Genomic DNA, 20,406 nt, shown 5'->3' on the forward strand with positions numbered 1-20,406 from the left:
TGTGACGGCGGCATCTGGCTGCATTGTTTCTGCGCACAAGAATTGTCGTGCGCAATTCCGGCGTGCCCGGCCGGGCTTGACGTGGGCCACCGTGTTCTCCTAGCTTCGACATACCGACCGGTCGGTGTCCAATGGAGGTCACGGGATGAGCTGGTACGACGCGAAGCCCTGGCTCGCGAGCTACGACGAACAGGTGCGGGCCGCGGGACCGGCGCAGCCGACGACGGTGCCCGAGTCGTTCCGCCGGGCCGTGGACCACGTCCCGGACCGGGCCGCGATCGCCTACTTCGACGCGCGGCTGACCTACCGCGAGGTCGACGAGCTCTCCGACGGCGTCGCGCGGTACCTGAGCGCCCACGGCTTCGCCCGCGGCGACCGGCTCGCCCTGGTGCTGCAGAACATCCCGCAGTTCGTCGTCGCCCTGCTCGGCGCGTGGAAGGCCGGTGGGATCGTCGTGCCGGTCAACCCGATGTACCGCGAACGCGAGCTCACCCACGTGTTCACCGACGCCGGCGTGAAGGCGGTCGTCTGCTCGCAGCGCGGCTGGAACGCCTGCATCGGCGAGACGGCAGCGGCCACCGGCGTCGGCATCGCGCTCACCACCAGCGAACTGGAGTTCCAGACCCGCGACGACGAGCGCGTCCTGGCCAAGGTCGAGCGGGAGGAGACGCCGGGGGCGACCGAGCTCCTCGACGCCGCGGCCACGCCGGGGCCGAAGCCCCGGAACCCGCCTTCGCCCTCGACGACACCGCGTTGATCAGCTACACCTCCGGCACCAGCGGCACGCCGAAGGGCGCTACCAACACGCACGGCAACGTCGGCACCAACGCCGCGGGCCTCGGCTCGTTCAGCGGCCTGCCCGCCGGCTCGACGCTGTTCGGGCTCGCGCCGCTGTTCCACATCACCGGCATGGTCTGCGAGCTCGGCTCCGCGATCGACATCGAGGGCACCCTCGCCCTGGCCTACCGCTTCGAACCGGGGGTCGTGCTCGACGCGTTCCTCGAGCACCAGCCGTCGTACACGGTCGGGCCGTCCACGGCCTACATGGCGCTGATGGCGCACCCGTCGTTCAGCCGGGAGCACTTCGATTCGTTCGCGCTGCTGTACTCCGGCGGCGCCGCGCTGCCGCCCGCGGTCGTCGAGGCCTTCCGGGCCAAGACCGGGCACTACATCCACAACGGCTACGGGCTCACCGAAACCACGGCGGGCTGCGTCGTCGTCCCCGGCACCCTCGAGGCCCCGATCGACCCGGAGTCCGGCACCATCTCGATCGGCCTGCCGGTGCCGGACACGATCGTCCGGATCCTCGGCGAGAACGGCGAGGAGCTGCCGCCCGGGCAGGCGGGCGAGATCGCCGTCGAGGGCCCGATGGTCGTTTCGGGGTACTGGAACCGCCCGGACGCCACCGCAATCGGTCCGGGGGTCCGGGTGGCGGAGCCCCCGGCCCGGGGCGAAGCCCCGGTTGTTTCAGTGGAGGCCCTGCCCGGCGGGCGGCTGCTCACCGGCGACATCGGCTTCATGGACGAGCGCGGCTGGGTCTACGTCGTCGACCGCAAGAAGGACATGATCAACGCGTCCGGCTTCAAGGTCTGGCCGCGCGAGGTCGAAGACGTCCTGTACACGCACCCGGCGGTCCGCGAGGCCGCCGTCGTCGGGATCGCCGACGCCTACCGCGGCGAGACGGTCAAGGCCTACGTCAGTCCGGCGCCGGGGACGAACGCGGACCCCGCGGAGCTGGTGGCCTGGTGCAAGGAACGGCTCGCCGCCTACAAGTACCCGCGCACCGTCGAAGTCCTCGACGAGCTGCCGAAGACCACGAGCGGCAAGATCCTGCGCCGCGAGCTGCGGGCGCGGGGGTAACGCCGTGGTCGAGACCGTCCGCGGCGCGATCGCGCCGGAAGCGCTGGGCCGGGTGCTGATGCACGAGCACCTTTTCGTGCTGAGCCCGGAATTCGCCGAGAACTACCCGGAGCACGAGGGGTTCCGCGAGGACGAGCACGTCCCCGAGGCGATCCGGCGCCTGAAGGAGCTGAAGGCCGCCGGGATCGACACGATCGTCGACCCGACGGTGATCGGCCTCGGCCGGTACCTCCCGCGCGTGCAGCGGGTCGCCGCCGAGGTCGAGGTGAACATCGTCGTCGCAACCGGGCTGTACACCTACCACGACGTTCCGCACTACCTGCACTTCCGCGGGCCCGGCACCCTGCTGCAGGGCGAGGACCCGCTGGTCGGGATGTTCGTCGGCGACCTGCGCGAAGGTATCGCGCGCACCGGCGTCAAGGCCGGCCTGCTCAAGTGCGCCACCGACGAACCGGGAGTGACACCCGGCGTCGAGCGGGTGCTGCGCGCGGTGGCGAAGGCGCACGTCGAGACGGGTGCGCCGATCATGACCCACACGCACGCGGGCACGCGGCGCGGACTGGAGCAGCAGGCGATCTTCGCGGCCGAAGGCGTCGACCTGACCCGGGTGCTGATCGGGCACTCGGGTGATTCGACGGACCTGTCTTATCTGACGGACCTGGCCGACGCCGGTTCGCTGCTCGGGATGGACCGCTTCGGCCTCGACCTGCTGCTGCCGTTCGAGGAGCGGGTGGCCACGGTGGCGGCGCTGTGCGAACGCGGCTACGCGGGCAGCATGGTGCTCTCGCACGACGCGTCGTGCTACATCGACTGGCTGCCCGCCGCGCAGCTGCCGGCGCTCGCGCCGAACTGGCACTACCTGCACATCACCCGGGACGTGCTGCCGGCCCTGCGCGAGCGGGGGGTGTCCGAAGCGGACATCACGACGATGCTCGTGGACAACCCGCGGCGGTTCCTGTCGTGGCGTTATCCTGGTGCGTCCTGAGAGGGGGTCCTGCGGTGACTCGAGCAAGCACCCGCAAGCCGGGCGAGGCCACCGGCGACGACCAGGCCGCCGTGCCCCGGCGGTTGCTGGAACACGCCACGAAGCTGTTCGCCAAGAAGGGCTTCGACCGCACGTCCGTCCAGGAGATCGTCGAGGCGGCGGGCGTCACCAAGGGCGCGATGTACCACTACTTCGGCTCGAAGGACGACCTGCTCTACGAGATCTACGCGCGGGTCCTGCGCGAGCAGACCCGCCAGTTGGAGAGCGTGGCCTCGTCGGACGCGCCGCTGCGGGAGCGGCTGGCGGCGGCGGCGTCCGACGTCGTGGTGTCGAGCATCGACAACCTCGACGACAACACGATCTTCCTGCAGTCGATGCACCAGCTGTCCCCGGACAAGCAGAAGGCGGTGCGGGCGGAGCGCCGGAAGTACCACGAGCGGTTCCGCGGGCTGGTCGAAGAGGGGCAGGCTTCCGGGGAATTCCGGACCGACAAGCCGGCCGACGTGGTGGTGGACTTCTTCTTCGGGTCCGTGCACCACCTGGGGTCGTGGTACCGCCGGAGCGGGTCGCTGACGGCCCGCCAGATCGGCGACCACTACGCGGACCTCCTGCTGGATGCGTTGCGGCCGCCGGTGGGCTAGTGCCCGGGTCAGCCGGATGAAGGCTTTTCCGCCCCGGACCCGGCTCCGCACACCGGCCGGGTGGACGGGACGTCCGGGCACCAGCGGCAGCCTCGGCAGCCGGTGCGGCGGGAGCAGGTCACCGGTAAGCCGCAGGCCGGTGCGGTCCCGGCCGACCCGTTGCTGCTGCTCCAGCGCACCGCCGGCCATGCCGCGGTCGGCGCCTTGCTGCGCCCGCGGCGACGTGTTCCTCCAGCGCCGGCCCGGGACGCGGCGGCCGAGGCGGGGCAGGTGAGGCGTCACCGGGATTTCGCTCAGCGACTTGTGAGCACCCGCTAGTGCCGCTGGAAGTGGTCCAGCAGCAGGGCGCTCACCTCGTCGGGCACCTCCATCGCCATCCACTGGCTCGCGCCCTCGATGATCTGGAAGCGGTACTCCGCGTCGATGTGGTGGACCGTCTGTTCCGCCGCGCTCTGGCCGAGGTAGGGGTCTTCGCGGCCCCACAGGTACAGCGTCGGGACCTTGATGCGGCCCGCCGGGATGTCGAACTCGTCGTTCGTCGCTCCGCGGTACCAATTCAACGTCGCCGTCAGGGCGCCCGGTTCGGAAAGGCGGGTCACCGCGCGTTCGACGATTGCTTCCGGAATACGGCGGCTGTAAACAGCCCGTAATTGCGCGGCTTCGTCGCGTAAGAGGTATTTCTCGGCTTTGCCGGCCTCGCGGCGGAAGAAGCGGATGTAGCCGAGGTCGTGGGACTGGCCGTCGTCGGTGGCCACCGCGCGCTGGAGGGCCGCCGGATGGGGCGTGGACAGCACCGTCAGGGATCGGAGGCGGTCCGGGTGGGCCGCCGCCAGTGCCCAGGCCACCATGCCGCCCCAGTCGCGGGCGACGAGGTGGAAGCGGTCCGCTCCCTGGCTGTCGGCGAACGCGAGGGCGTCGCCGACCAGGTGCTCGAGCGTGTAGTGCTCGACGCCGTCCGGGCGCGCGCCCGCCGCGTAACCGCGCTGGTCGACGGCCAAGGCGCGGTAGCCGGCCTCGCCGAGGGCGTGGAGCTGCTCGGTCCACGCGTCGGCGAACTCGGGCCAGCCGTGCAGCAGCAGGACCAGTTCGCCCGAGGCCGGTCCGGCCGCGAGCGCGCTGTGGTGGTGACCGCCGATGGTGACGGTCAATTGCTCCAGCGCACCGGCGTCGGCCGGCGCGACGGCTGTTTCCATGGCGCACAGGCTAGATCCGGGGGCCGGGGGAAAACCATGGGAAGTAGGGCATTTTTGTCACCCTTTACCCGTGAAGTGGCCTTGCTCACAAAATTTTCGCTCAGGTGAGCGAGATTCCGAACGAAACTGAATTTTCTTCATGAATTCGCGCATAGCCGCTGGAGGTCGACCACGGCCTTGTCGACCGCGAAGACGTCGGCCGGGAGGTGCTTCGTCGAGTCCGTGGCCCCGCCGCCGAGCAGGGTGACGTAGCAGCCGTAGTCGATCGCGTACCCGTCGTACAGCCGGCCCGGGCGGCGCGGGTCGACGACGCCGCGCCGGAGGATGTGGAGCAGCCGCGCGTCGCAGAGCGTGTCGACCGCCGCCGGGCGGTCCCCGGTCGGCAGCAGGAACGTCCGGGACCGGCGCCGGCCGATCACCTCGTCGACCAGGAGACCGAGGAGCCGGTCGGCTTCGGTGTCGCGGCTGATGACGGACTGCTTGTCCCGCAGGTACCAGTCGCGCGCCGCCCGGCGCACGTGCGCGAGGGTGATCCGCCCGCCGTGGGCCTGCTGGGCGGCCAGTGCCGCGATGTTGATCGCGTCGCGCGGGACGCCCTCCGCCGCCCGGACGAGCTCGGGGAACGCGCCGCTGCGGAAGGCGGCGTCGACGAAGTCACCGGGCACCGCCGCCGGCAGCATCGAGGCGAGGATCGGCCGGACGTGGCTGGCGAACAGCTCCCGGAAGAACCCCTGGGCCGCCTCTGGCGACTGGTCGAAGACCAGGGCGTCGTCGAGGCTGACGGCGGACGCCGCGTCCGAGCCGACCTCGATGCCGAGGTAGTCGTTCTCGAGCGGGACGAAGAAGCGCGCACGGTGCTCGATCGCGGCGATCTTCACGGTGACACCCCGGGCGGGCAGGACGCTGCGCCGCAGCAGATCCGCCAGGAACGGCTGCAGGTCGACGGGCACGCTGCTCCACTCGTCGAGCAGCAGCCACAGCCGGGCGGGCCGGACGCCGTCGGCCACGGCCTGGACCGCGCGGCTCAGCGGGCCGAACAGCACCCGGTGCTGCTCGACGCCGGTGCGCTTGCGGCGGCTCGACGCCGTCGCCGACGTCTTGTGCCGTGCGGAAGCCCGAGCGCCGCCTCTCGGCGTCACCGACAATTCCGCCGTGTATTCCCGTTCCCGAGCGTCGCCGAAAGTCTGTTCCTGTTCGGTTTCGCCGATGACTTCCACTTCGGTGGCGGCGGACACCAATGCGTCGAGACCGCGCAGAAGGGCGTCCTGGTCCGGGGAACTGCCGTCGACGGCGTAGGAGAAAAGCCGGTCGTGGACGGCCTCGAGGGTGTCGACCAGCAATTGCGTGCCGCGCTGGGCGGGGCTCAACGCGGTGTTGGCGTACAGGCCGCCCGTGGACCCGATCGTCCGCAGGTCGAGGTGGATCGCGAGGTCCCCGGTGCGCTCGGCGAGGTCCTGCAGGTGCAGCAACGCGTGCGTCTTCCCGGTGCCGCGGCGGCCGAACAGGATCTGGTGGTCGGCCGAATTGATCATCGCGGAAAACGATCCGGCGGCGACGTAGGTCGCGGCCAGTGTCGATCGGTCGGCGCTTTCCGCCCGCCGGGGAATGCGCATCAGGGCCTGGTTGAGGTGCAGCTGGATGGCCTGGGCCATGGGAGTCAGCCTACGGCAGCGGGTGCACCGCCCGGCACGGCCGAATGTGTTGCGAAACGCGGAAAACGGCCCGTTCCCCGGCGGGAACGGGCCGTTTCCGGGACAACGCAGCGCGAAGCCCTCCATCGAGGGGGATGGAGGGATTCAGGCGGGCAGGTCGATCAGCTCCGCCAGCCGGGCCCGGTGCCGGCCCGGGGTGCCGAGGGCGAGCTCGTCCGCTTTGGCGCGCTTGAGGTACAGGTGCGCCGGGTGCTCCCACGTCATCCCGATGCCGCCGTGCAGCTGGATCGCCTCCTCCGCCGCGTGCACGGCGATCGGGGCGTTGCGGGCCTGGGCCACCGCCACCGCGATCGGCACGTCGGTGCCGGTGGCCAGCGCGTCCGCGGCGTTGCGGGCCGCCGCGCGGGCGAGCACCAGGTCCGTGTACAGGTTCGCCAGCCGGTGCTTGAGCGACTGGAACCCGCCGACCGGGCGGCCGAACTGGTACCGGCCCTTGAGGTAGGTCACCGTCTCGGTGAGCGCCCACTCGGCGACGCCCGTCTGCTCCGAGGCGAGGATGCCCGCCCCGAACAGCAGCGCCTGCTCCAGCGCCGCGGCGGCCTCCGGGCCCGAGGCGACCAGCGTGGCCGGGGCGTTGTCCAGCGCTACGTCGGCCACCCGCCGCGTCAGGTCGAACGACACCAGCTCGGTCACCGTCGCGTCGGCCGCCGAGACGACGTACAGACCCGGCCCGTCGGGGCCCGCCGCCGGGACGACCAGCAGGTCCGCCACCGACGCGTCGGCGACCGTGCCCACCCGGCCGCTCAAGGTCCCGGACGCCGACACCGTCACCGACGCCGGGAAACCCGCGCCCGGCGCCGTCGAGAGCGGCACCGCCAGCGCGCCGATCGCCTGGCCCGCCGCGAGCCGGCCGACGAAGTCGCGGTCGGCCGTGTGCAGCAGCGCCGTCGTCGCCAGCACGACGCTGCCGAGGAACGGCACGGGCGCGACACTGCGGCCCAGCTCTTCGGCGACGACGGCGACCTCGCGGGCCGACGCGCCGTGGCCGCCCAGCTCCTCCGGCACCGCCAGCCCGGCCACGCCCACCTCGTCGGCCAGCGTGCGCCACAGCTTCAGGTCGTAACCCTCGGCCGTCTCGATGCGCGCGAGCAACGCCGGCGCGTCGGCCTTCGCCTTGAGCAGGTCCCGGACCGAAGCCCGCAGGTCCTCTTCGACGTCGGAATACAGCAGGTCAGGCGATGTTTGACTCATCGGGGGAGGTCCTTCCAGGCGACGTCCTTGTCGACGCGCGGCTCCGAGGGCAGCCCCAGCACGCGCTCGGCGATGATGTTGCGCAGGACCTCCGAGGTGCCGCCCTCGATGGAGTTCCCCTTCGCGCGCAGGTAGCGGTAACCGGCTTCGCGGCCGATGAAGTCGACGATCGCCGGCCGCCGGAACGTCCAGTCGTCGTAGGCCAGGCCCTCCTCGCCGAGCAGTTCGACCTCCAGGCCGGTGAGCGCCTGGTTGAGCTCGGAGAAGGCGACCTTCATGGCCGAGCCCTCCGGCCCGGGCGCGCCCGCCGTGAGCTGCTGGCGCAGCCGGGTGCCGGCCAGCCGCAGCGTTTCCGCCTCGACCCAGTGCCGGACCAGGCGGTCGCGCAGCTCCGGCGTGCGCAGTTCGGGCCGTTCGCGCCAGGTCTTCGCGACGATCCCGATCAGCCCGCCTTCGCGCGGCTGGACGTACCCGCCGATCGCGACGCGCTCGTTCATCAGCGTCGTCTGGGCGACCTTCCAGCCCTCGCCGACCGCGCCGAGGCGCTGGGTGTCCGGGATGCGGACGTCGGTCAGGAACACCTCGTTGAACTCGGCTTCGCCGGTGATCTGGCGCAGCGGCCGCACCTCGACACCGGGCGCGGTCATGTCGCACAGGAAGTACGTCATGCCCTGGTGCTTCGGCACGTCCGGGTCGGTGCGGGTGACCAGGATCGCCCACTGGGACTCGTGTGCACCGGAGGTCCACACCTTCTGGCCGGTGACGATCCAGTCGTCGCCGTCGCGCACTGCCCGCGTGCCGAGCGCGGCGAGGTCGGAGCCGGCGCCGGGCTCGGAGAACAGCTGGCACCACACCTCCTCGCCGGTCCACAGTGGACGCAGGAAGCGCTCGCGCTGCTCCGGCGTGCCGAAGGCGAGGATGGTCGGCGCGGCCATGCCGAGGCCGATGCCGATCCGGCGCGGGTTGTTGTCCGGCGCACCCGCCGCGGTGAACACTTCGTCCACAACGGACTGCAGGGCGCGCGGCGCGTTCTGCCCGCCGAGCCCGGCGGGGAAGTGGATCCAGGCGAGCCCGGCGTCGAACCGCGCCCGCAGGAACTCCATGCGGTCGGTCGACGCGGGGTCGTGCGACGCGAGGAACTCGGTCGCCTGGCGGGTCAGGTCTTCGGCGGTGACAGTCACTTCGCGCCCTCCGAGAGGTACTTCTTCAGTTCGCGCCGGGCCAGCGAGCGCTTGTGGACCTCGTCCGGCCCGTCGGCGAGGCGCAGCGTGCGGTTCCCCGCCCACATGGCCGCCAGCGGGAAGTCCTGGCTGACGCCGCCCGCGCCGTGCACCTGCACGGCCTTGTCGAGGATCCACTCGACCGTGCTGGGGGTGGAGATCTTGATGGCCTGAATCTCGGTGTGCGCGCCCTGGTTGCCGACGGTGTCCATCAGCCAGGCGGTCTTGAGCACGAGCAGCCGCTGCTGCTCGATCTTCACGCGCGATTCGGCGATCCAGTCCTGCACGACACCCTGCTGGGCGATCGGCTTGCCGAACGCCTCGCGCGAGATCGCGCGGCGGCACATGAGTTCCAGCGCGCGCTCGGCCATGCCGATGGCGCGCATGCAGTGGTGGATGCGGCCCGGGCCGAGCCGGGCCTGGGCGATGGCGAACCCGTCGCCCTCGCCGGCGATGAGGTTCTCGACCGGCACGCGGACGTCTTCGAAGAGCACCTCGGCGTGGCCGCCGTGGTCGCTGTCGTCGTAGCCGAAGACGTGCATGCCGCGCTTGACGGTGACACCCGGCGCGTCGCGGGGGACCAGGATCATGCTCTGCTGCTTGTGCGGCGCGGCGTCCGGGTCGGTCTTGCCCATCACGATGAAGATCTTGCACGCGGGGTTCATCGCGCCGGAGATGTACCACTTGCGGCCGTTGACGACGTACTCGTCGCCGTCGCGGCGGATGGCGGTCTCGATGTTGCGGGCGTCGGAGGAGGCGACGTCCGGCTCGGTCATCGCGAAGGCCGAACGGATTTCGCCGTTGAGCAGCGGTTCCAGCCACTGCTTCTGCTGCTGCTCGGTGCCGAACATCGAGAGCACTTCCATGTTCCCGGTGTCCGGGGCGGCGCAGTTGACCGCGGTCGGCGCGAGCCGGATGCTGCGGCCGGTGATCTCCGCCAGGGGCGCGTACTGGAGGTTCGTCAGGCCCGCGCCGTGGTCGCCGGGGAGGAAGAAGTTCCACAGGCCGCGCTTGCGGGCCTCGGCCTTGAGCTCGTCCATGACCGGCGGGATGGCCCACGGGTCGTCGCGTTCGGCGAGCTGCTGCTCGAACACCGGCTCGGCGGGGTAGATGTGCGAGTCCATGAACTCGAGGAGCTGCCCGCGCAGCTCCTCGGTCTTCTCGTCGAACGCGAAGTCCATTTACTTCTCCTCTTTGAGAATCTCGTTGCCGTGCGCGATGAGCGGCGCGACCCCGGCGCCGACGCCTTCGAAGCCCGCCCCGACCGTCTGGCCCTTGCTGAAGCGGTAGTAGATGCCTTCCAGGATCACGGCCAGCTTGAAGAACGCGAAGCTGACGTACCAGTCCAGCTGCGAGACGTCCCGCCCGGACAGCTCGGCGTAGCGGGCGACGACCTCGTCGGTGCCCGGGTAGCCCGGCGCCGAGCTGGCGTTGGACACGAACGGCAGCGACACCTTGTCGCGCTCGGCGTAGGCCACCAGCAGCGCGAGGTCGGTGAGCGGGTCGCCCAGCGTCGACATCTCCCAGTCGAGCACCGCCGAGATCTCGTCGTTTGTGTCGACCAGGACGTTGTCGAGCCGGTAGTCGCCGTGGATGATCGACGGCTTCCCGGACACCGGTACCGCCGCGGCGAGCCGGTCGTGCAGCTCTTCGATGCCGGGCAGGTCGCGGCTGCGGGACGCGTCCAGCTGCTTCTTCCACCGCCGCAGCTGCCGCTCGAGGAAACCCTCGGGCCGGCCGAAGTCGCCGAGGCCGACCTGCGCCGGGTCGACGGCGTGCAGGTCGACGAGCGTGCCGACCAGCGCGTCGGCCATCGCCCGGGTGCGGTCCGGGCCGAGTTCGCTCAGCTGGTCCGCGGTCCGGTACGGCGTGCCCTCGACGAAGCTCATCACGTAGAAGGGCGCGCCGATGACCTCGGGGTCCTCGCACAGCAGCAGCGCTTCGGGGACCGGCACGGCGGTGTCGCGCAGCCCGGAGATCACCCGGAACTCGCGGCCCATGTCGTGCGCGGTGGGCAGCACGTGCCCGAGCGGCGGGCGGCGCACCACCCAGCGCGACCGGCCGTCGCCTACCACGTAGGTGAGGTTCGACCGGCCGCCCTCCACGACGTCCGCGGTCAGCTCGCCGGCGGCCAGGCCGGGCCGGTGCGCGTCCAGGTGGGCGCGCAGGCGGCCCAGGTCGAGACCCGGCGGGTCGGTGCGGCTCATCGTGCCTCCTCACACTCTGCTTTCGGGGGTCCGGGTGGCGGAGCCCCGGACAACACTGCCGGATAGCGTACCGACTAGTCGGTATGTCGTACAGTGGCCCCGCCGGGGATCACCCCGGCCGGGTGGTCACGCCAGGAACCGGGTGACCCACTCGGCGACGCAAGCGGGCTTCGCTTCGCCGTCGATTTCGACGGTCCACTTCGACACCGCCTGCTTGCCGCCCGGGATGTCGGTGATCTCCACCAGCTCCGCCCCGGCGCGCACCTTCGAGCCGACCTTCACCGGCTGCGGGAAGCGGACCTTGTTGAGGCCGTAGTTGATGCCCATCCGGATGCCGTCGACCCGGTAGATCTTCGGGCCGAACGCCGAGAGCAGCGACAGCGTCAGGAAGCCGTGGGCGATGGTGCCGCCGAACGGGCCCGCGGCCGCCATCGGCTCGTCCACGTGGATCCACTGGTGGTCGTCGGTGGCGTCGGCGAACTGGTTCACCCGCTCCTGGGTGATCGTCAGCCACTCGCTGTACCCGAGGTGCTCGCCGGCCGCGGCCGCGAACTCGTCGAGGGTGCCGAATACGCGCATGTGCTCAGTCCTTCGGTCCGCCGGCGACGTAGATGACCTGCCCCGAGACGAACCCGGCACCCTCGCTGACCAGGTACGACGTCAGGTTGGCGATGTCCTCGGGCGTGCCGACGCGCTGCACCGGGATCTGCGACGCGGCCGCCGCCTTGAAGTCCTCGAAGCTCATGCCGAGCCGCTCGGCGGTTGCCGCGGTCATGTCGGTGGCGATGAAGCCGGGCGCGATCGCGTTGGCGGTCACGTTGAACTTGCCCAGCTCGATCGCGAGGGTCTTGGTGAAGCCCTGCATGCCGGCCTTGGCGGCGGAGTAGTTGACCTGCCCGCGGTTGCCCAGCGCCGAGGTGCTCGACAGGTTGACGATCCGGCCGTACTTCTGCTCGGTCATGTGCTTCTGCACCGCGCGGGTCATCAGGAAGGAGCCCTTGAGGTGCACGTCGAGCACGGAGTCCCACTCCTGCTCGGTCATCTTGAAGATCAGGTTGTCGCGCGTGATGCCGGCGTTGTTGACCAGCACGACCGGCGGGCCGAGCTCGTCGGCGACGCGGGCGACGGCCGCCTCGACCTGCTCGGCGGCACTGACGTCGAGGGCGACCCCGACGGCCTTGCCGCCCTTGGCGACGATCGCCTCGGCGCCCTGCTTGACGCCGGCCTCGTCCAGGTCCAGCAGTCCGACGGCGAAGCCGTCATCGGCCAGCCGCGCGGCCACGGCGGCGCCGATGCCGCGGCCGGCACCGGTGACCACGGCGACACGGGAAGGGGAATCGGTCACGGGGGACCTCCTCGTCGTTGAGAAACGGGCTCGTGCCCGCGAGCCTACTAAGCGGTTGCTTTTTCGGCGATACGCGGGAGGAGATTCCGATGTGACGTAAGCACGCGCAGGATCTTAGCCGTGTCGGCCGCGTGAAGCCGCCTGCTCCGGATGGGGGAACGGGGTTCGGCTCCGTTACTCGAACACTCCGTAGCCCGCGACGGCGTGGGCCCGGACGCCGTCCATGTCGAGTTCCACCCCGATGCCGGGCGTGTCCGGAAGGGTGATGTAGCCGTCCTTGACGATCGAGCCGCTTCCGTCGGGGGCGTGGACGTAGCTGTCCCACACCGCCCGCTCCTCCAGGGCGTGCCATTCCTGGACGAAGAAGTTGGGGATCGCCGCGCACTGGTGCGACGTGGCCATCGTGCCCAGCGGCGTCGACACCAGGTGCGGGGCGAAGGGGATGTAGTGCAGCTCCGCGAGGTTGGCGATCTTCTTGGCCTCGGCGAGGCCGCCGCACTTGGGCACGTCCGGCTCGATGACGTCCACGGCGCCGCGTTCGAGCAGCTCGCGGAAGCCCCACCGCAAGTAAAGGTTTTCTCCGGCGCAGATCGGCGTGCGGGTCTGGGCGCGCACCCGCACCAGCGCGTCGACGTTCTCCGCCGGCAGCGGCTCCTCGAGCCACATCAGGCGGAACGGCTCGAGCTCCCACGAGATCCGGCAGGCGCTCGGCACGTCGTAGCGGGCGTGCAGGTCGATGGCCAGGTCGACGTCCGGGCCGATCGCTTCCCGGACCGCCGCCACGCGCTCGACCATCGAGCGCACCTCGGCGGCGTTGACCGTGTGGTTGAAGGTGTCGAACTTGGCCGGGTGGCGCAGGTCGTCGATGTCGAACTTGAGGGCGGTGAAGCCTTCGGCGACCATCCGCTGGGCCCGGTCGACGCACCCGGCGATCGAGCCGGCCGGGTCGTCGCCGTCGCCGCAGTCGGCGTAGAGGCGGATGCGGTCGCGGAACTTCCCGCCGAGCAGCCGGTGGACCGGCTGCCCGGCGGCCTTGCCCGCGAGGTCCCACAGCGCGAGCTCGATCCCGGACAGGGCGATCACGAACACCCCGCCCTGGGGGCCCGCGAAAACCTTGCTGCGGCGCAGTTTTTCCCAGCACCGCTCGACGTTGCGCGGGTCCTCGCCGATCAGCAGGGGTGTCAGGGAGGCGATCATCCCGACGACGGCGCCCGCCCCGGCATCGGGGTTGGCCTCGCCGAACCCGCTGAGGCCTTCGTCGGTGTCGATCCGCACCAGCGTGGCTTCACCGTGGTAGGCCACCACCGCCGTCGTGACGTTCACGATCCGCATTGCTCTCCCGCCGCCGGGTCACGCAGATGAACGGGGACTGTCGCGAGGTCCAACTTGTCCTATAAGCTGATGACATGCCAAGGAGACAAGAGTCTCCGGACGCTGTCAAGGTCCGGACTCTTCCGGTGCAGGTGGCGGCCCACCTGACCCGGCGCATCGTCAGCGGCGAAATCGAGGACGGCCGGGCCCCGTCGGAACTCGAGATCTCGAGTGAGTTCGGCGTCTCCCGGGTGGTGGCACGGGAGACGCTCAAGATCCTCGCCTCGCTCGACATCGTCGACGTCGCGCAGGGCCGCCGCGTCGTCGTGCGGCCCCGCGCGGAGTGGGACTACCTGAGCCCGTTGCTGATCGAGTGGCTGCCCACCGAAAGCGTCGACGAGCTGTTGCAGGAACTGCACCAGATGCGCGTCCTGCTCGAGCCCGAACTGGCCGCCATGGCCGCGGCCAGCATCACCGACGAGACGCTGGCCCGGCTCGGGGACGAGATCGGCCGCATGGCGGCGCTCGAAACGGACCCCGAGGCCTACCTCGAGGTCGACCACGAATTCCACATGGAGATCTGCCGGGCGGCCGACAACCGCATCCTCGACCGGATCATGTACTCCGCCCGCTGGCTCGGCACGGCCAGCCGGCGTCTCACCAACGAGGCGCCGGCCGGGCTGCGCCGCGCCACCGCCCAGCACACGGAGATCTACGAAGCGCTCGTCGCGCGCGATCCGGCCGCCGCCCGTGCGGCGATGCGCAAGCACCTGAGCAACAACTACTCCACGCTCCTCGCGGAGAAGGAGCAGCGAAGCAAGCGGGCCGCCCGGCGGCGCTAGGCACGGCACGACCGAGATCCGCCAACCGTTGACCAGGACGGAAAAGGCATGGCAGCACCCGCGATCCCGCCGATCCGGCCGGGGCTGACCGGTCCCCTGGGGGACCCCGCGCGCGAGCCGGTCTTCGCCGCGTGAACGACCCACAGCTTTGAACGACCCACGGCTTCGAAGACCCACAGCTTGGAAAGACCCGCAGCGCGGCACTCGCCTCGCTGTCCCGCCGGTTGCAACGTCGCCCCGTCGGTACGCGTCCGCCCGATCGGACGCGAGAGGAGTGGTCATGGAAGAGAACAGGGACTGGTCGAGACGCTCGTTCTTCGGGCTGAGCGCGCTGGGGGTGCTCGGGCTCGCCGGGTGCGGGAGCGGCCCCGCCCCCGCACCGCAGGTCGACGTCCAGGTCCCCAAGGCGCTGCTCGATGAAGCTTCCAGGCTGCGCGGCGGGTCGGTGGGGATGCTCTCGCAGAAGCTGTACTCCGAAGCCGCCAACAAGGCGCTGGACAAGTCGCTGCAGGTGTTCGCTTCGGCCACCGGCACCACGATCCGCAACGACCTGGTGTCCGGCGACGCCGGCGACATGGTCGCGAAGATGGACGCCGAGGTGAAGGCGGGCACCAACCGCGACCTGGCTTTCCTGAGCGACCGGCGGTTCGTCGGCCAGCTCCACAACCTCGGCGCCCTCACCGACGTCACCGACGTGGTCACGGAGATGAAAGCGCTTTACGGGGACCCCGCGACCGAGGCGAACGACTACTGCGTGTTCGACGGGCGCTGGTTCGCGATCCCGTACCACTTCATCGCGACCGGGATGTACCTGCGCAAGGACTGGTATCAAGAGAAGGGGCTCCCGCTCAAGCCCCACTACACGTGGGAAGAGCTGCGCGACAACGCGTTGGCGGTCTCCGACCCGGCGAAGCGGCGCTTCGGCTGGGGCCTTACGGTGAACCGATCCGGCGACGCCAACGGCTTCATCGCGAACGTCATCAACACCTACGGCGGGGCGATCGCGGACAACACCGGCACGAAGGTGATGTTCAATTCGCCGGAGACCGTCGCCGCCGTCACGTTCATCGGCGACATCTACACGAATTCGAAGTACCGGCCGATGCTGCCGCCCGGGATCGGGAGCTGGACCGACTCGAGCAACAACGAGAACTGGCTGGCCCAGATCCTCGGGCTCACGCTCAACCAGTTCAGCGTCTACGCCGACTCGAAGACCAAGAAGAACCCGGTCTACGCCAACACGCACGTGTTCAACGGCGCCACCGGGCCGGCGCTCGACCGGCCGCTCGCGTTCGGCGAGTCCAACTCGTTCGTCGTGTTCAAGGGCGCGAAGAACCCCGACCTGGCCAAGCTGGTGGCGAAGTTCATGGTCGGCGGAACCGCGCTGCTGGGGGTCGCGAAGGAAGCACCGTGCCTGGTCAACCCGTCGTGGAGCAAGGTGTGGGACTCCGACCCGTACTACACGAGCGGTGACCCGGCCTTCCCGGCGTTGCGGGAGCAGACCCGCGCGCAGCTCCCGGTGACCACCAAGACCGGCTACGCGTTCCCCCAGACCCCGAGCCCCGGCGAGCAGGCCGCGACCGCCGCCTACCTGCTGACCGACATGATGCAGTCGGTCATCCAGGGCACCAAGCCGGCCGACGCCGTCGCCGCGACCCACGCCCGGATCGTGCAGATCTTCGAGCAGCAGGGCTATCGGCAGTGACCGTCCTGCGTCCGCGCCCGGCGCCGGCCCGTCCGGCGCCGCGCGCGTCCTCTTCGCTCACGCCGGCGCAGCGGCGGCTCGGCCGCGACTGGCGCCTCGCCGCGGTGTTCATCGGGCCGACGCTGGTGCTGGTCGCCGGCCTGATCCTGGTCCCGATCGTCAGCTCGGTCTTCACCAGCGCCACGGAGCGCCACGGCGCGGAGACGGTCTTCGTCGGGCTGGCCAACTACACCGCGCTCATCAAGGACGCCCTGTTCCACAAGGGCGTGCTGAATTCGTTCGTCTTCACCGCCTACGCCGAGATCTTCAAGGTGACCTTCGGGCTCATCGCGGCGTTGATGCTGCACCACATGCGCCGCGGGCGGGCGCTCATCGCCGGGGTGATCCTGCTGCCGTGGGTGATCCCGACCGTCGTCACCGCCTTCACCTGGCGGTCCTTGCTCGACCCGATCTTCGGCAGCGTCAACGTCCTGCTCACCGACTCCGGCATCGGGCCCGGCCTCGCGGCGATCGGGCTCGTCGACAAGTGGCCCGCGGAGTGGCTGTCCGATCCCGCGCTCGCGATGCCGGCGGTCATCCTGGTCAACGTCTGGAAGGGCATCCCGTTCTTCACGGTGACGTTCCTCGCCGGGCTCAAGGCCATCGACGGCAACCTCCACGAGGCGGCGATGGTGGACGGCGCCTCGCCGTGGCAGCGCTTCCTGCACATCACGCTGCCGGGACTGCGTCCGGTGATGATCGTGACGGTGCTGCTGTCGTCGATCTGGACGTTCAACAACTTCGACCTGATCTGGCTGATGACCCAGGGCGGACCGGGGGACGCCACCGCCCCGTACGTGATGGTGGCCTACTCGAAGGCCATCCAGCAGCTGCAGCTCGGCGCGGGCGCCGCGGTCACACTGGTGATGCTGCCGGTCATCGCCGTCCTCGTGGTGATTCTCGTGCGGATGATGCGGCGCAGCGATCTGCCCGGCGCGGCCGATCCGGGACGTCGGCGGCTGACTCCCGTTCAGCGCAAGGCGTTGCCGTGGGTGATCGTCGCGGCCTCGGTGCTCGTGCTGGCCTGGGCGTCGCCGCAGATCGTCGGGAAGGCCGCGCTCGTGCTGGGCGTGTTCGTGGTGCTCGCGGCCGCCGTCGGCCGGATCGTCTCCGTGTTGGCCGTGCGCGGCAACCGGCTGGCCGCCCGCTTGGTCGCCGGCACGGGCTCGGGCGTCGCACTGGTGGGCCTGCTGGGTTTCGTGCTGGCCCCGATCTACTGGATGACGGTCACGGCCTTCAAGTCCGACGACCAGATCGTCGCGCGCACCGACGACCTCTGGCCGACCCCGTGGAGCACCGAGCAGTTCACCAACCTGTTCACCGGCCACGCGTTCGGCACCTGGTACGTCAACACGATCCTGGTGTCGGTGGCGTCCACCGCGATCGCCCTGGTCTGTGCGGCGCTGGCCGGCTACGCGCTGGCGCGGCTGAAGTTCCGGGGTTCGGAGAGCTTCACGGTGACGATCCTGCTCACCTACGTGATGCCGGGCGCGCTGCTGTTCATCCCGCTCTACCAGCTGATGAGCGCGATCGGGCTCAACGACTCGCTGTGGTCGCTCGTGCTCGCCTACCCGACGTTCACCCTGCCGTTCGCGACGTGGCTGCTCGTCGGCTACTTCAAGTCGATCCCGGCCGACCTCGAAGAAGCCGCGCTGGTCGACGGCTGCACGCGGTTCGGGGCCTTCCTCCGGATCGTGTTGCCGCTGGCCAAACCGGGCCTGCTCGCGGTCGCGCTGTTCACCCTCACCAACGCGTGGAACGAGTTCCTGTTCGCCTTCGTGTTCATCACCAAGGACAACTACAAGACGCTGCCCGTCGGCATGCAGTCGATGATCTTCGGGGACGTCGTCCCGCAGGGCCAGCTGGCCGCGGCTTCGCTGCTGATCAGTATCCCGGTGGTGCTCATGTACGGGTTCGGGCAGCGCTTCCTGACCGAGGGCCTCACCGCGGGGGCCGTGAAGGGATGAGCGCGCCCGTCAGTCCCGGCCCTGTTCGGCGCGCCACCGCTCGTACTCGGGCCGGGCCTCGTCCGAGAGCGGGTAGTACCGCCGCAGGTCGCCGCCCTCGGCCAGCCGGATCCGGGAGAACTCTTCCCATTCCGCGTGTTCCCGGGCGGCCGCCACCAGCGCGGGCGCGAGCTTGACCGGCACGACGACCGCGCCGTCGTCGTCGGCGACGACGAGGTCGCCCGGCTCGACGAGCGTGCCGCCGCACGCCACCGGCACGTTGACGGCGGCCGGGACGATGTCGGTCTGGGCGTGGAAGTTCGGGGTGGCGCCCCGGATCCACAGCCCGAGGCCGAGCTGCTTGGCCTCGCCGATGTCGCGCAGGCACCCGTCGACCACCACGCCGGCCCCGCCGCGGCCCTTGAAGTAGGTCAGCATCATCTCGCCGAACACGCCGCTGCCCAGGTCGCCGCGCGCGTCGACGACGATCATGTCGCCGGCCTGGGCGTGGTACATGACGTGCCGGTGCAGCTGCTTTTCCGGTTCTTCGTACTCGTCGACGGGGTAGAGGTCTTCGCGCTTGGGCAGGAACTGCAGCGTCAGCGCCGGGCCGGCCACGCGCACGCCGGGGGTCACCGAAACCGGGCCGCGGATGAACGCGCTGCGGATGCCCAGGCGGCTGAGTTCGCCGCTGGCGGTCGCGCTGCCGATGGCCGCGAGGGCCGCGCTGAGCTCGGCGGGCGGGCGGGCGATGTCGTGCGACTCGACCACGTCGGTGAGCCCCCTCGGGTCGGCGCTGACGTGACTGCCGGAGAGTTCCGGGAAAATCTTGCTCCGAGCCTAGCCCGGCTCGGACTGCCTCGGCCAGTGGCGCTGCCCGGCCCGCTCGCCGAGGCCGGCCGAATGTCGCGTTTGCGCGGGGCCGCCTTCCGGGTACCGGGTCAGGACCACGAGGTGGACGGGGTGCCTGCGGATGACGAACGAAGTGCCGGACGTGCTCGCCGGGCGCTACGAAGTCGGGCCGTTGCTCGGCAAGGGGGCCACCGCGCGGGTCTACCGGGCGGTGGACCGGGAGCTGGGGCGGGCGGTCGCCGTGAAGGTCTACGACCGGCACGCGGTGGCCGTGGAGCAGCTGCGCCGGGCGCGGGAGAAGGCCCTGCTGGCCAGCGTCCACCACCCCGGGGTGGTGGCGTTGTTCGACAGCGGCACCGAGGGGGAGCGGCCGTACCTGGTGATGCAGCTGGTCGACGGGGAGAACCTCGCCGAACGGTTGTGCGCCGGGCCGTTCACCGCGGCGGAGGTCGGCGAGCTGGGGGTCCGGTTGGCGCACGCCCTGGCTCACGTCCACGCGCGCGGCATCGTGCACCGCGACCTGAAACCCGCGAACGTCCTGCTCGGGCCCGACGGCCCGCTGATCACCGACTTCGGCATCGCGCACGCACTGGACTCCACGCACCTCACCGGCACCGGCCTGGTCACCGGCACCGCCGCGTACCTGGCGCCGGAGCAGATCCTGGGGGAGCCGGCCGGCCCGCCCGCCGATGTCTACGCGCTCGGGCTGATCCTGCTCGAGTGCCTGACCGCGCAGCGCGAGTTCCCGGGCACCCTGGCGGAGTCGGCGATGGCCCGGCTGCACCGGGCGCCCCGGATTCCCGGCGGCACACCGGATCCGCTCGCGCACACGCTGCGCCGGATGACCGCCCGTGAACCCGGGGACCGGCCGGATGCCGAGCTGCTGCCGCAGTTGCTGCGCGAGCCCGCCGACGCGGTCACCGCGGCGGTCCCGCCGGCCGCTCCGCGACGGCGGCGGGTACAGGCCGCGGCCGGTGTCCTCGTGACCGCGGCCGCGACGGCCGTGCTCGCGGTGGTGCTCGGCACTCCGGCCGCTCCCGGGACCTCCCCGGCGCGGCTGCCCCAGGCCGCCCCGCCCGCCACGTCCGCCGCGGTACCGCCGCAGGTCACTTCGTCCCCGGCGCCGGTCGCCGTGCCGGCCTCGGCGCGGGCCGAGAAGCCGGTGACGGTGGGGGTGGTGGGACCGGCCAGGACCGGCCCGGTGCAGCCCGAAGGCGGCCCGGGGAAGCCCGACGGCGGCCCCGCCGCGAAGCAGGACGGCGGTCCACGCCGCGGCCCGGACGCCTTGAAGGACAAGGGACCCGGAAGGACAACGGGGAAACGGTGACCGCGCCGCGATCGAGGACGGCGGGCGGTT

General features: G+C 70.9%; 18 protein-coding genes. 8 read left to right on the forward strand and 10 right to left on the reverse strand.

All coding sequences use genetic code 11. The features are described from left to right. Positions 1–145: 145 nt before the first annotated feature. Genes ISP_RS16965 through ISP_RS16980 form a run of 4 tightly spaced genes read left to right on the forward strand, consistent with a single transcriptional unit; the run spans position 146 to position 3,486 of the window. The gene (locus ISP_RS16965; RefSeq protein WP_013224995.1) at positions 146–757 is read left to right on the forward strand and encodes an AMP-binding protein; all 612 of its coding nucleotides are present in this window, start codon (positions 146–148) and stop codon (positions 755–757) included. Further along, a complete protein-coding gene (locus ISP_RS16970) occupies positions 754–1,860 on the forward strand; it encodes a class I adenylate-forming enzyme family protein (protein ID WP_013224996.1) in 1,107 nt (368 codons plus the stop codon). The genes ISP_RS16965 and ISP_RS16970 overlap by 4 nt, the downstream gene beginning before the upstream one ends. A 4-nt stretch (positions 1,861–1,864) precedes the next feature. Further along, a complete protein-coding gene (locus tag ISP_RS16975) occupies positions 1,865–2,845 on the forward strand; it encodes a phosphotriesterase family protein (RefSeq protein WP_013224997.1) in 981 nt (326 codons plus the stop codon). Positions 2,846–2,859: 14 nt separating this feature from the next. After that, positions 2,860–3,486, forward strand: a complete 627-nt coding sequence (locus tag ISP_RS16980; RefSeq protein ID WP_013224998.1) for a TetR/AcrR family transcriptional regulator — start codon at positions 2,860–2,862, stop codon at positions 3,484–3,486. A 314-nt stretch (positions 3,487–3,800) separates the two neighbouring features. On the opposite strand, the gene ISP_RS16985 is transcribed toward ISP_RS16980, so the two are convergent. The 9 genes from ISP_RS16985 to ISP_RS17025 all read right to left on the reverse strand — a co-directional run bounded on the left by ISP_RS16985 (position 3,801) and on the right by ISP_RS17025 (position 13,686). Next, entirely contained in the window at positions 3,801–4,679 is an 879-nt protein-coding gene (locus ISP_RS16985; protein WP_013224999.1) for an alpha/beta fold hydrolase, read from the reverse strand. A 137-nt stretch (positions 4,680–4,816) separates the two neighbouring features. Beyond that, entirely contained in the window at positions 4,817–6,331 is a 1,515-nt protein-coding gene (locus tag ISP_RS16990) for a hypothetical protein (protein WP_013225000.1), read from the reverse strand. 144 nt (positions 6,332–6,475) lie between these two features. Further along, positions 6,476–7,582 carry an acyl-CoA dehydrogenase family protein gene (locus ISP_RS16995; RefSeq protein ID WP_013225001.1) on the reverse strand — a complete coding sequence of 369 codons (1,107 nt, stop codon included), beginning with the start codon at positions 7,580–7,582 and terminating at the stop codon, positions 6,476–6,478. Next, on the reverse strand, positions 7,579–8,763 hold the full coding sequence (locus ISP_RS17000) for an acyl-CoA dehydrogenase family protein (RefSeq protein WP_013225002.1): 1,185 nt from the start codon (positions 8,761–8,763) through the stop codon (positions 7,579–7,581). The genes ISP_RS16995 and ISP_RS17000 overlap by 4 nt, the downstream gene beginning before the upstream one ends. Further along, the gene (locus ISP_RS17005; RefSeq protein ID WP_013225003.1) at positions 8,760–9,983 is read right to left on the reverse strand and encodes an acyl-CoA dehydrogenase family protein; all 1,224 of its coding nucleotides are present in this window, start codon (positions 9,981–9,983) and stop codon (positions 8,760–8,762) included. Before ISP_RS17005 ends, ISP_RS17000 begins: the two co-directional genes overlap by 4 nt. After that, positions 9,984–11,009, reverse strand: a complete 1,026-nt coding sequence (locus ISP_RS17010) for a phosphotransferase family protein (RefSeq protein WP_013225004.1) — start codon at positions 11,007–11,009, stop codon at positions 9,984–9,986. A 126-nt stretch (positions 11,010–11,135) separates the two neighbouring features. Further along, positions 11,136–11,588 carry a MaoC family dehydratase gene (locus ISP_RS17015; RefSeq protein WP_013225005.1) on the reverse strand — a complete coding sequence of 151 codons (453 nt, stop codon included), beginning with the start codon at positions 11,586–11,588 and terminating at the stop codon, positions 11,136–11,138. 4 nt (positions 11,589–11,592) lie between these two features. Then, entirely contained in the window at positions 11,593–12,354 is a 762-nt protein-coding gene (gene fabG / locus ISP_RS17020; protein WP_013225006.1) for a 3-oxoacyl-ACP reductase FabG, read from the reverse strand. Between the two features lie 174 nt (positions 12,355–12,528). Beyond that, positions 12,529–13,686, reverse strand: coding sequence for a mandelate racemase/muconate lactonizing enzyme family protein (locus ISP_RS17025; protein ID WP_013225007.1), 1,158 nt, complete (start codon positions 13,684–13,686; stop codon positions 12,529–12,531). A gap of 74 nt (positions 13,687–13,760) precedes the next feature. Between ISP_RS17025 and ISP_RS17030 the strand changes: the two genes are divergently transcribed. The 3 genes from ISP_RS17030 (at position 13,761) to ISP_RS17040 (ending at position 18,218) form a co-directional block, all read left to right on the forward strand. Beyond that, a complete protein-coding gene (locus ISP_RS17030) occupies positions 13,761–14,507 on the forward strand; it encodes a FadR/GntR family transcriptional regulator (RefSeq protein ID WP_230468799.1) in 747 nt (248 codons plus the stop codon). A 280-nt stretch (positions 14,508–14,787) separates the two neighbouring features. Continuing rightward, positions 14,788–16,212: an ABC transporter substrate-binding protein gene (locus tag ISP_RS17035; protein WP_013225009.1), complete on the forward strand. Its 1,425-nt coding sequence runs from the start codon at positions 14,788–14,790 to the stop codon at positions 16,210–16,212. Then, the gene (locus ISP_RS17040) at positions 16,209–18,218 is read left to right on the forward strand and encodes an ABC transporter permease (protein ID WP_013225010.1); all 2,010 of its coding nucleotides are present in this window, start codon (positions 16,209–16,211) and stop codon (positions 18,216–18,218) included. The genes ISP_RS17035 and ISP_RS17040 overlap by 4 nt, the downstream gene beginning before the upstream one ends. Positions 18,219–18,227: 9 nt before the next feature. Here the strand turns inward: ISP_RS17040 and ISP_RS17045 are convergent, their stop codons facing one another. Continuing rightward, positions 18,228–18,968: a ribonuclease activity regulator RraA gene (locus ISP_RS17045; protein ID WP_013225011.1), complete on the reverse strand. Its 741-nt coding sequence runs from the start codon at positions 18,966–18,968 to the stop codon at positions 18,228–18,230. A gap of 202 nt (positions 18,969–19,170) precedes the next feature. Between ISP_RS17045 and ISP_RS17050 the strand changes: the two genes are divergently transcribed. Beyond that, positions 19,171–20,376 (forward strand): serine/threonine-protein kinase, encoded by a 1,206-nt coding sequence (locus ISP_RS17050; protein ID WP_013225012.1) that lies wholly within the window; start codon positions 19,171–19,173, stop codon positions 20,374–20,376. Positions 20,377–20,406 lie beyond the last annotated feature (30 nt).

The sequence above is a fragment of the Amycolatopsis mediterranei genome, assembly GCF_026017845.1.
GTDB lineage: Bacteria > Actinomycetota > Actinomycetes > Mycobacteriales > Pseudonocardiaceae > Amycolatopsis > Amycolatopsis mediterranei.

Bases quoted from the DNA above. Each gene is read 5' to 3' on its own strand.
- ISP_RS17005 (WP_013225003.1), bottom strand. From the start codon at position 9,983: ATGGACTTCGCGTTCGACGAGAAGACCGAGGAGCTGCGCGGGCAGCTC.
- ISP_RS17015 (WP_013225005.1), bottom strand. From the start codon at position 11,588: ATGCGCGTATTCGGCACCCTCGACGAGTTCGCGGCCGCGGCCGGCGAG.
- ISP_RS17030 (WP_230468799.1), top strand. From the start codon at position 13,761: ATGCCAAGGAGACAAGAGTCTCCGGACGCTGTCAAGGTCCGGACTCTT.
- ISP_RS17025 (WP_013225007.1), bottom strand. From the start codon at position 13,686: ATGCGGATCGTGAACGTCACGACGGCGGTGGTGGCCTACCACGGTGAA.
- ISP_RS17035 (WP_013225009.1), top strand. From the start codon at position 14,788: ATGGAAGAGAACAGGGACTGGTCGAGACGCTCGTTCTTCGGGCTGAGC.
- ISP_RS16995 (WP_013225001.1), bottom strand. From the start codon at position 7,582: ATGAGTCAAACATCGCCTGACCTGCTGTATTCCGACGTCGAAGAGGAC.
- ISP_RS16990 (WP_013225000.1), bottom strand. From the start codon at position 6,331: ATGGCCCAGGCCATCCAGCTGCACCTCAACCAGGCCCTGATGCGCATT.
- ISP_RS17050 (WP_013225012.1), top strand. From the start codon at position 19,171: ATGACGAACGAAGTGCCGGACGTGCTCGCCGGGCGCTACGAAGTCGGG.
- ISP_RS16965 (WP_013224995.1), top strand. From the start codon at position 146: ATGAGCTGGTACGACGCGAAGCCCTGGCTCGCGAGCTACGACGAACAG.
- ISP_RS17010 (WP_013225004.1), bottom strand. From the start codon at position 11,009: ATGAGCCGCACCGACCCGCCGGGTCTCGACCTGGGCCGCCTGCGCGCC.
- ISP_RS16985 (WP_013224999.1), bottom strand. From the start codon at position 4,679: ATGGAAACAGCCGTCGCGCCGGCCGACGCCGGTGCGCTGGAGCAATTG.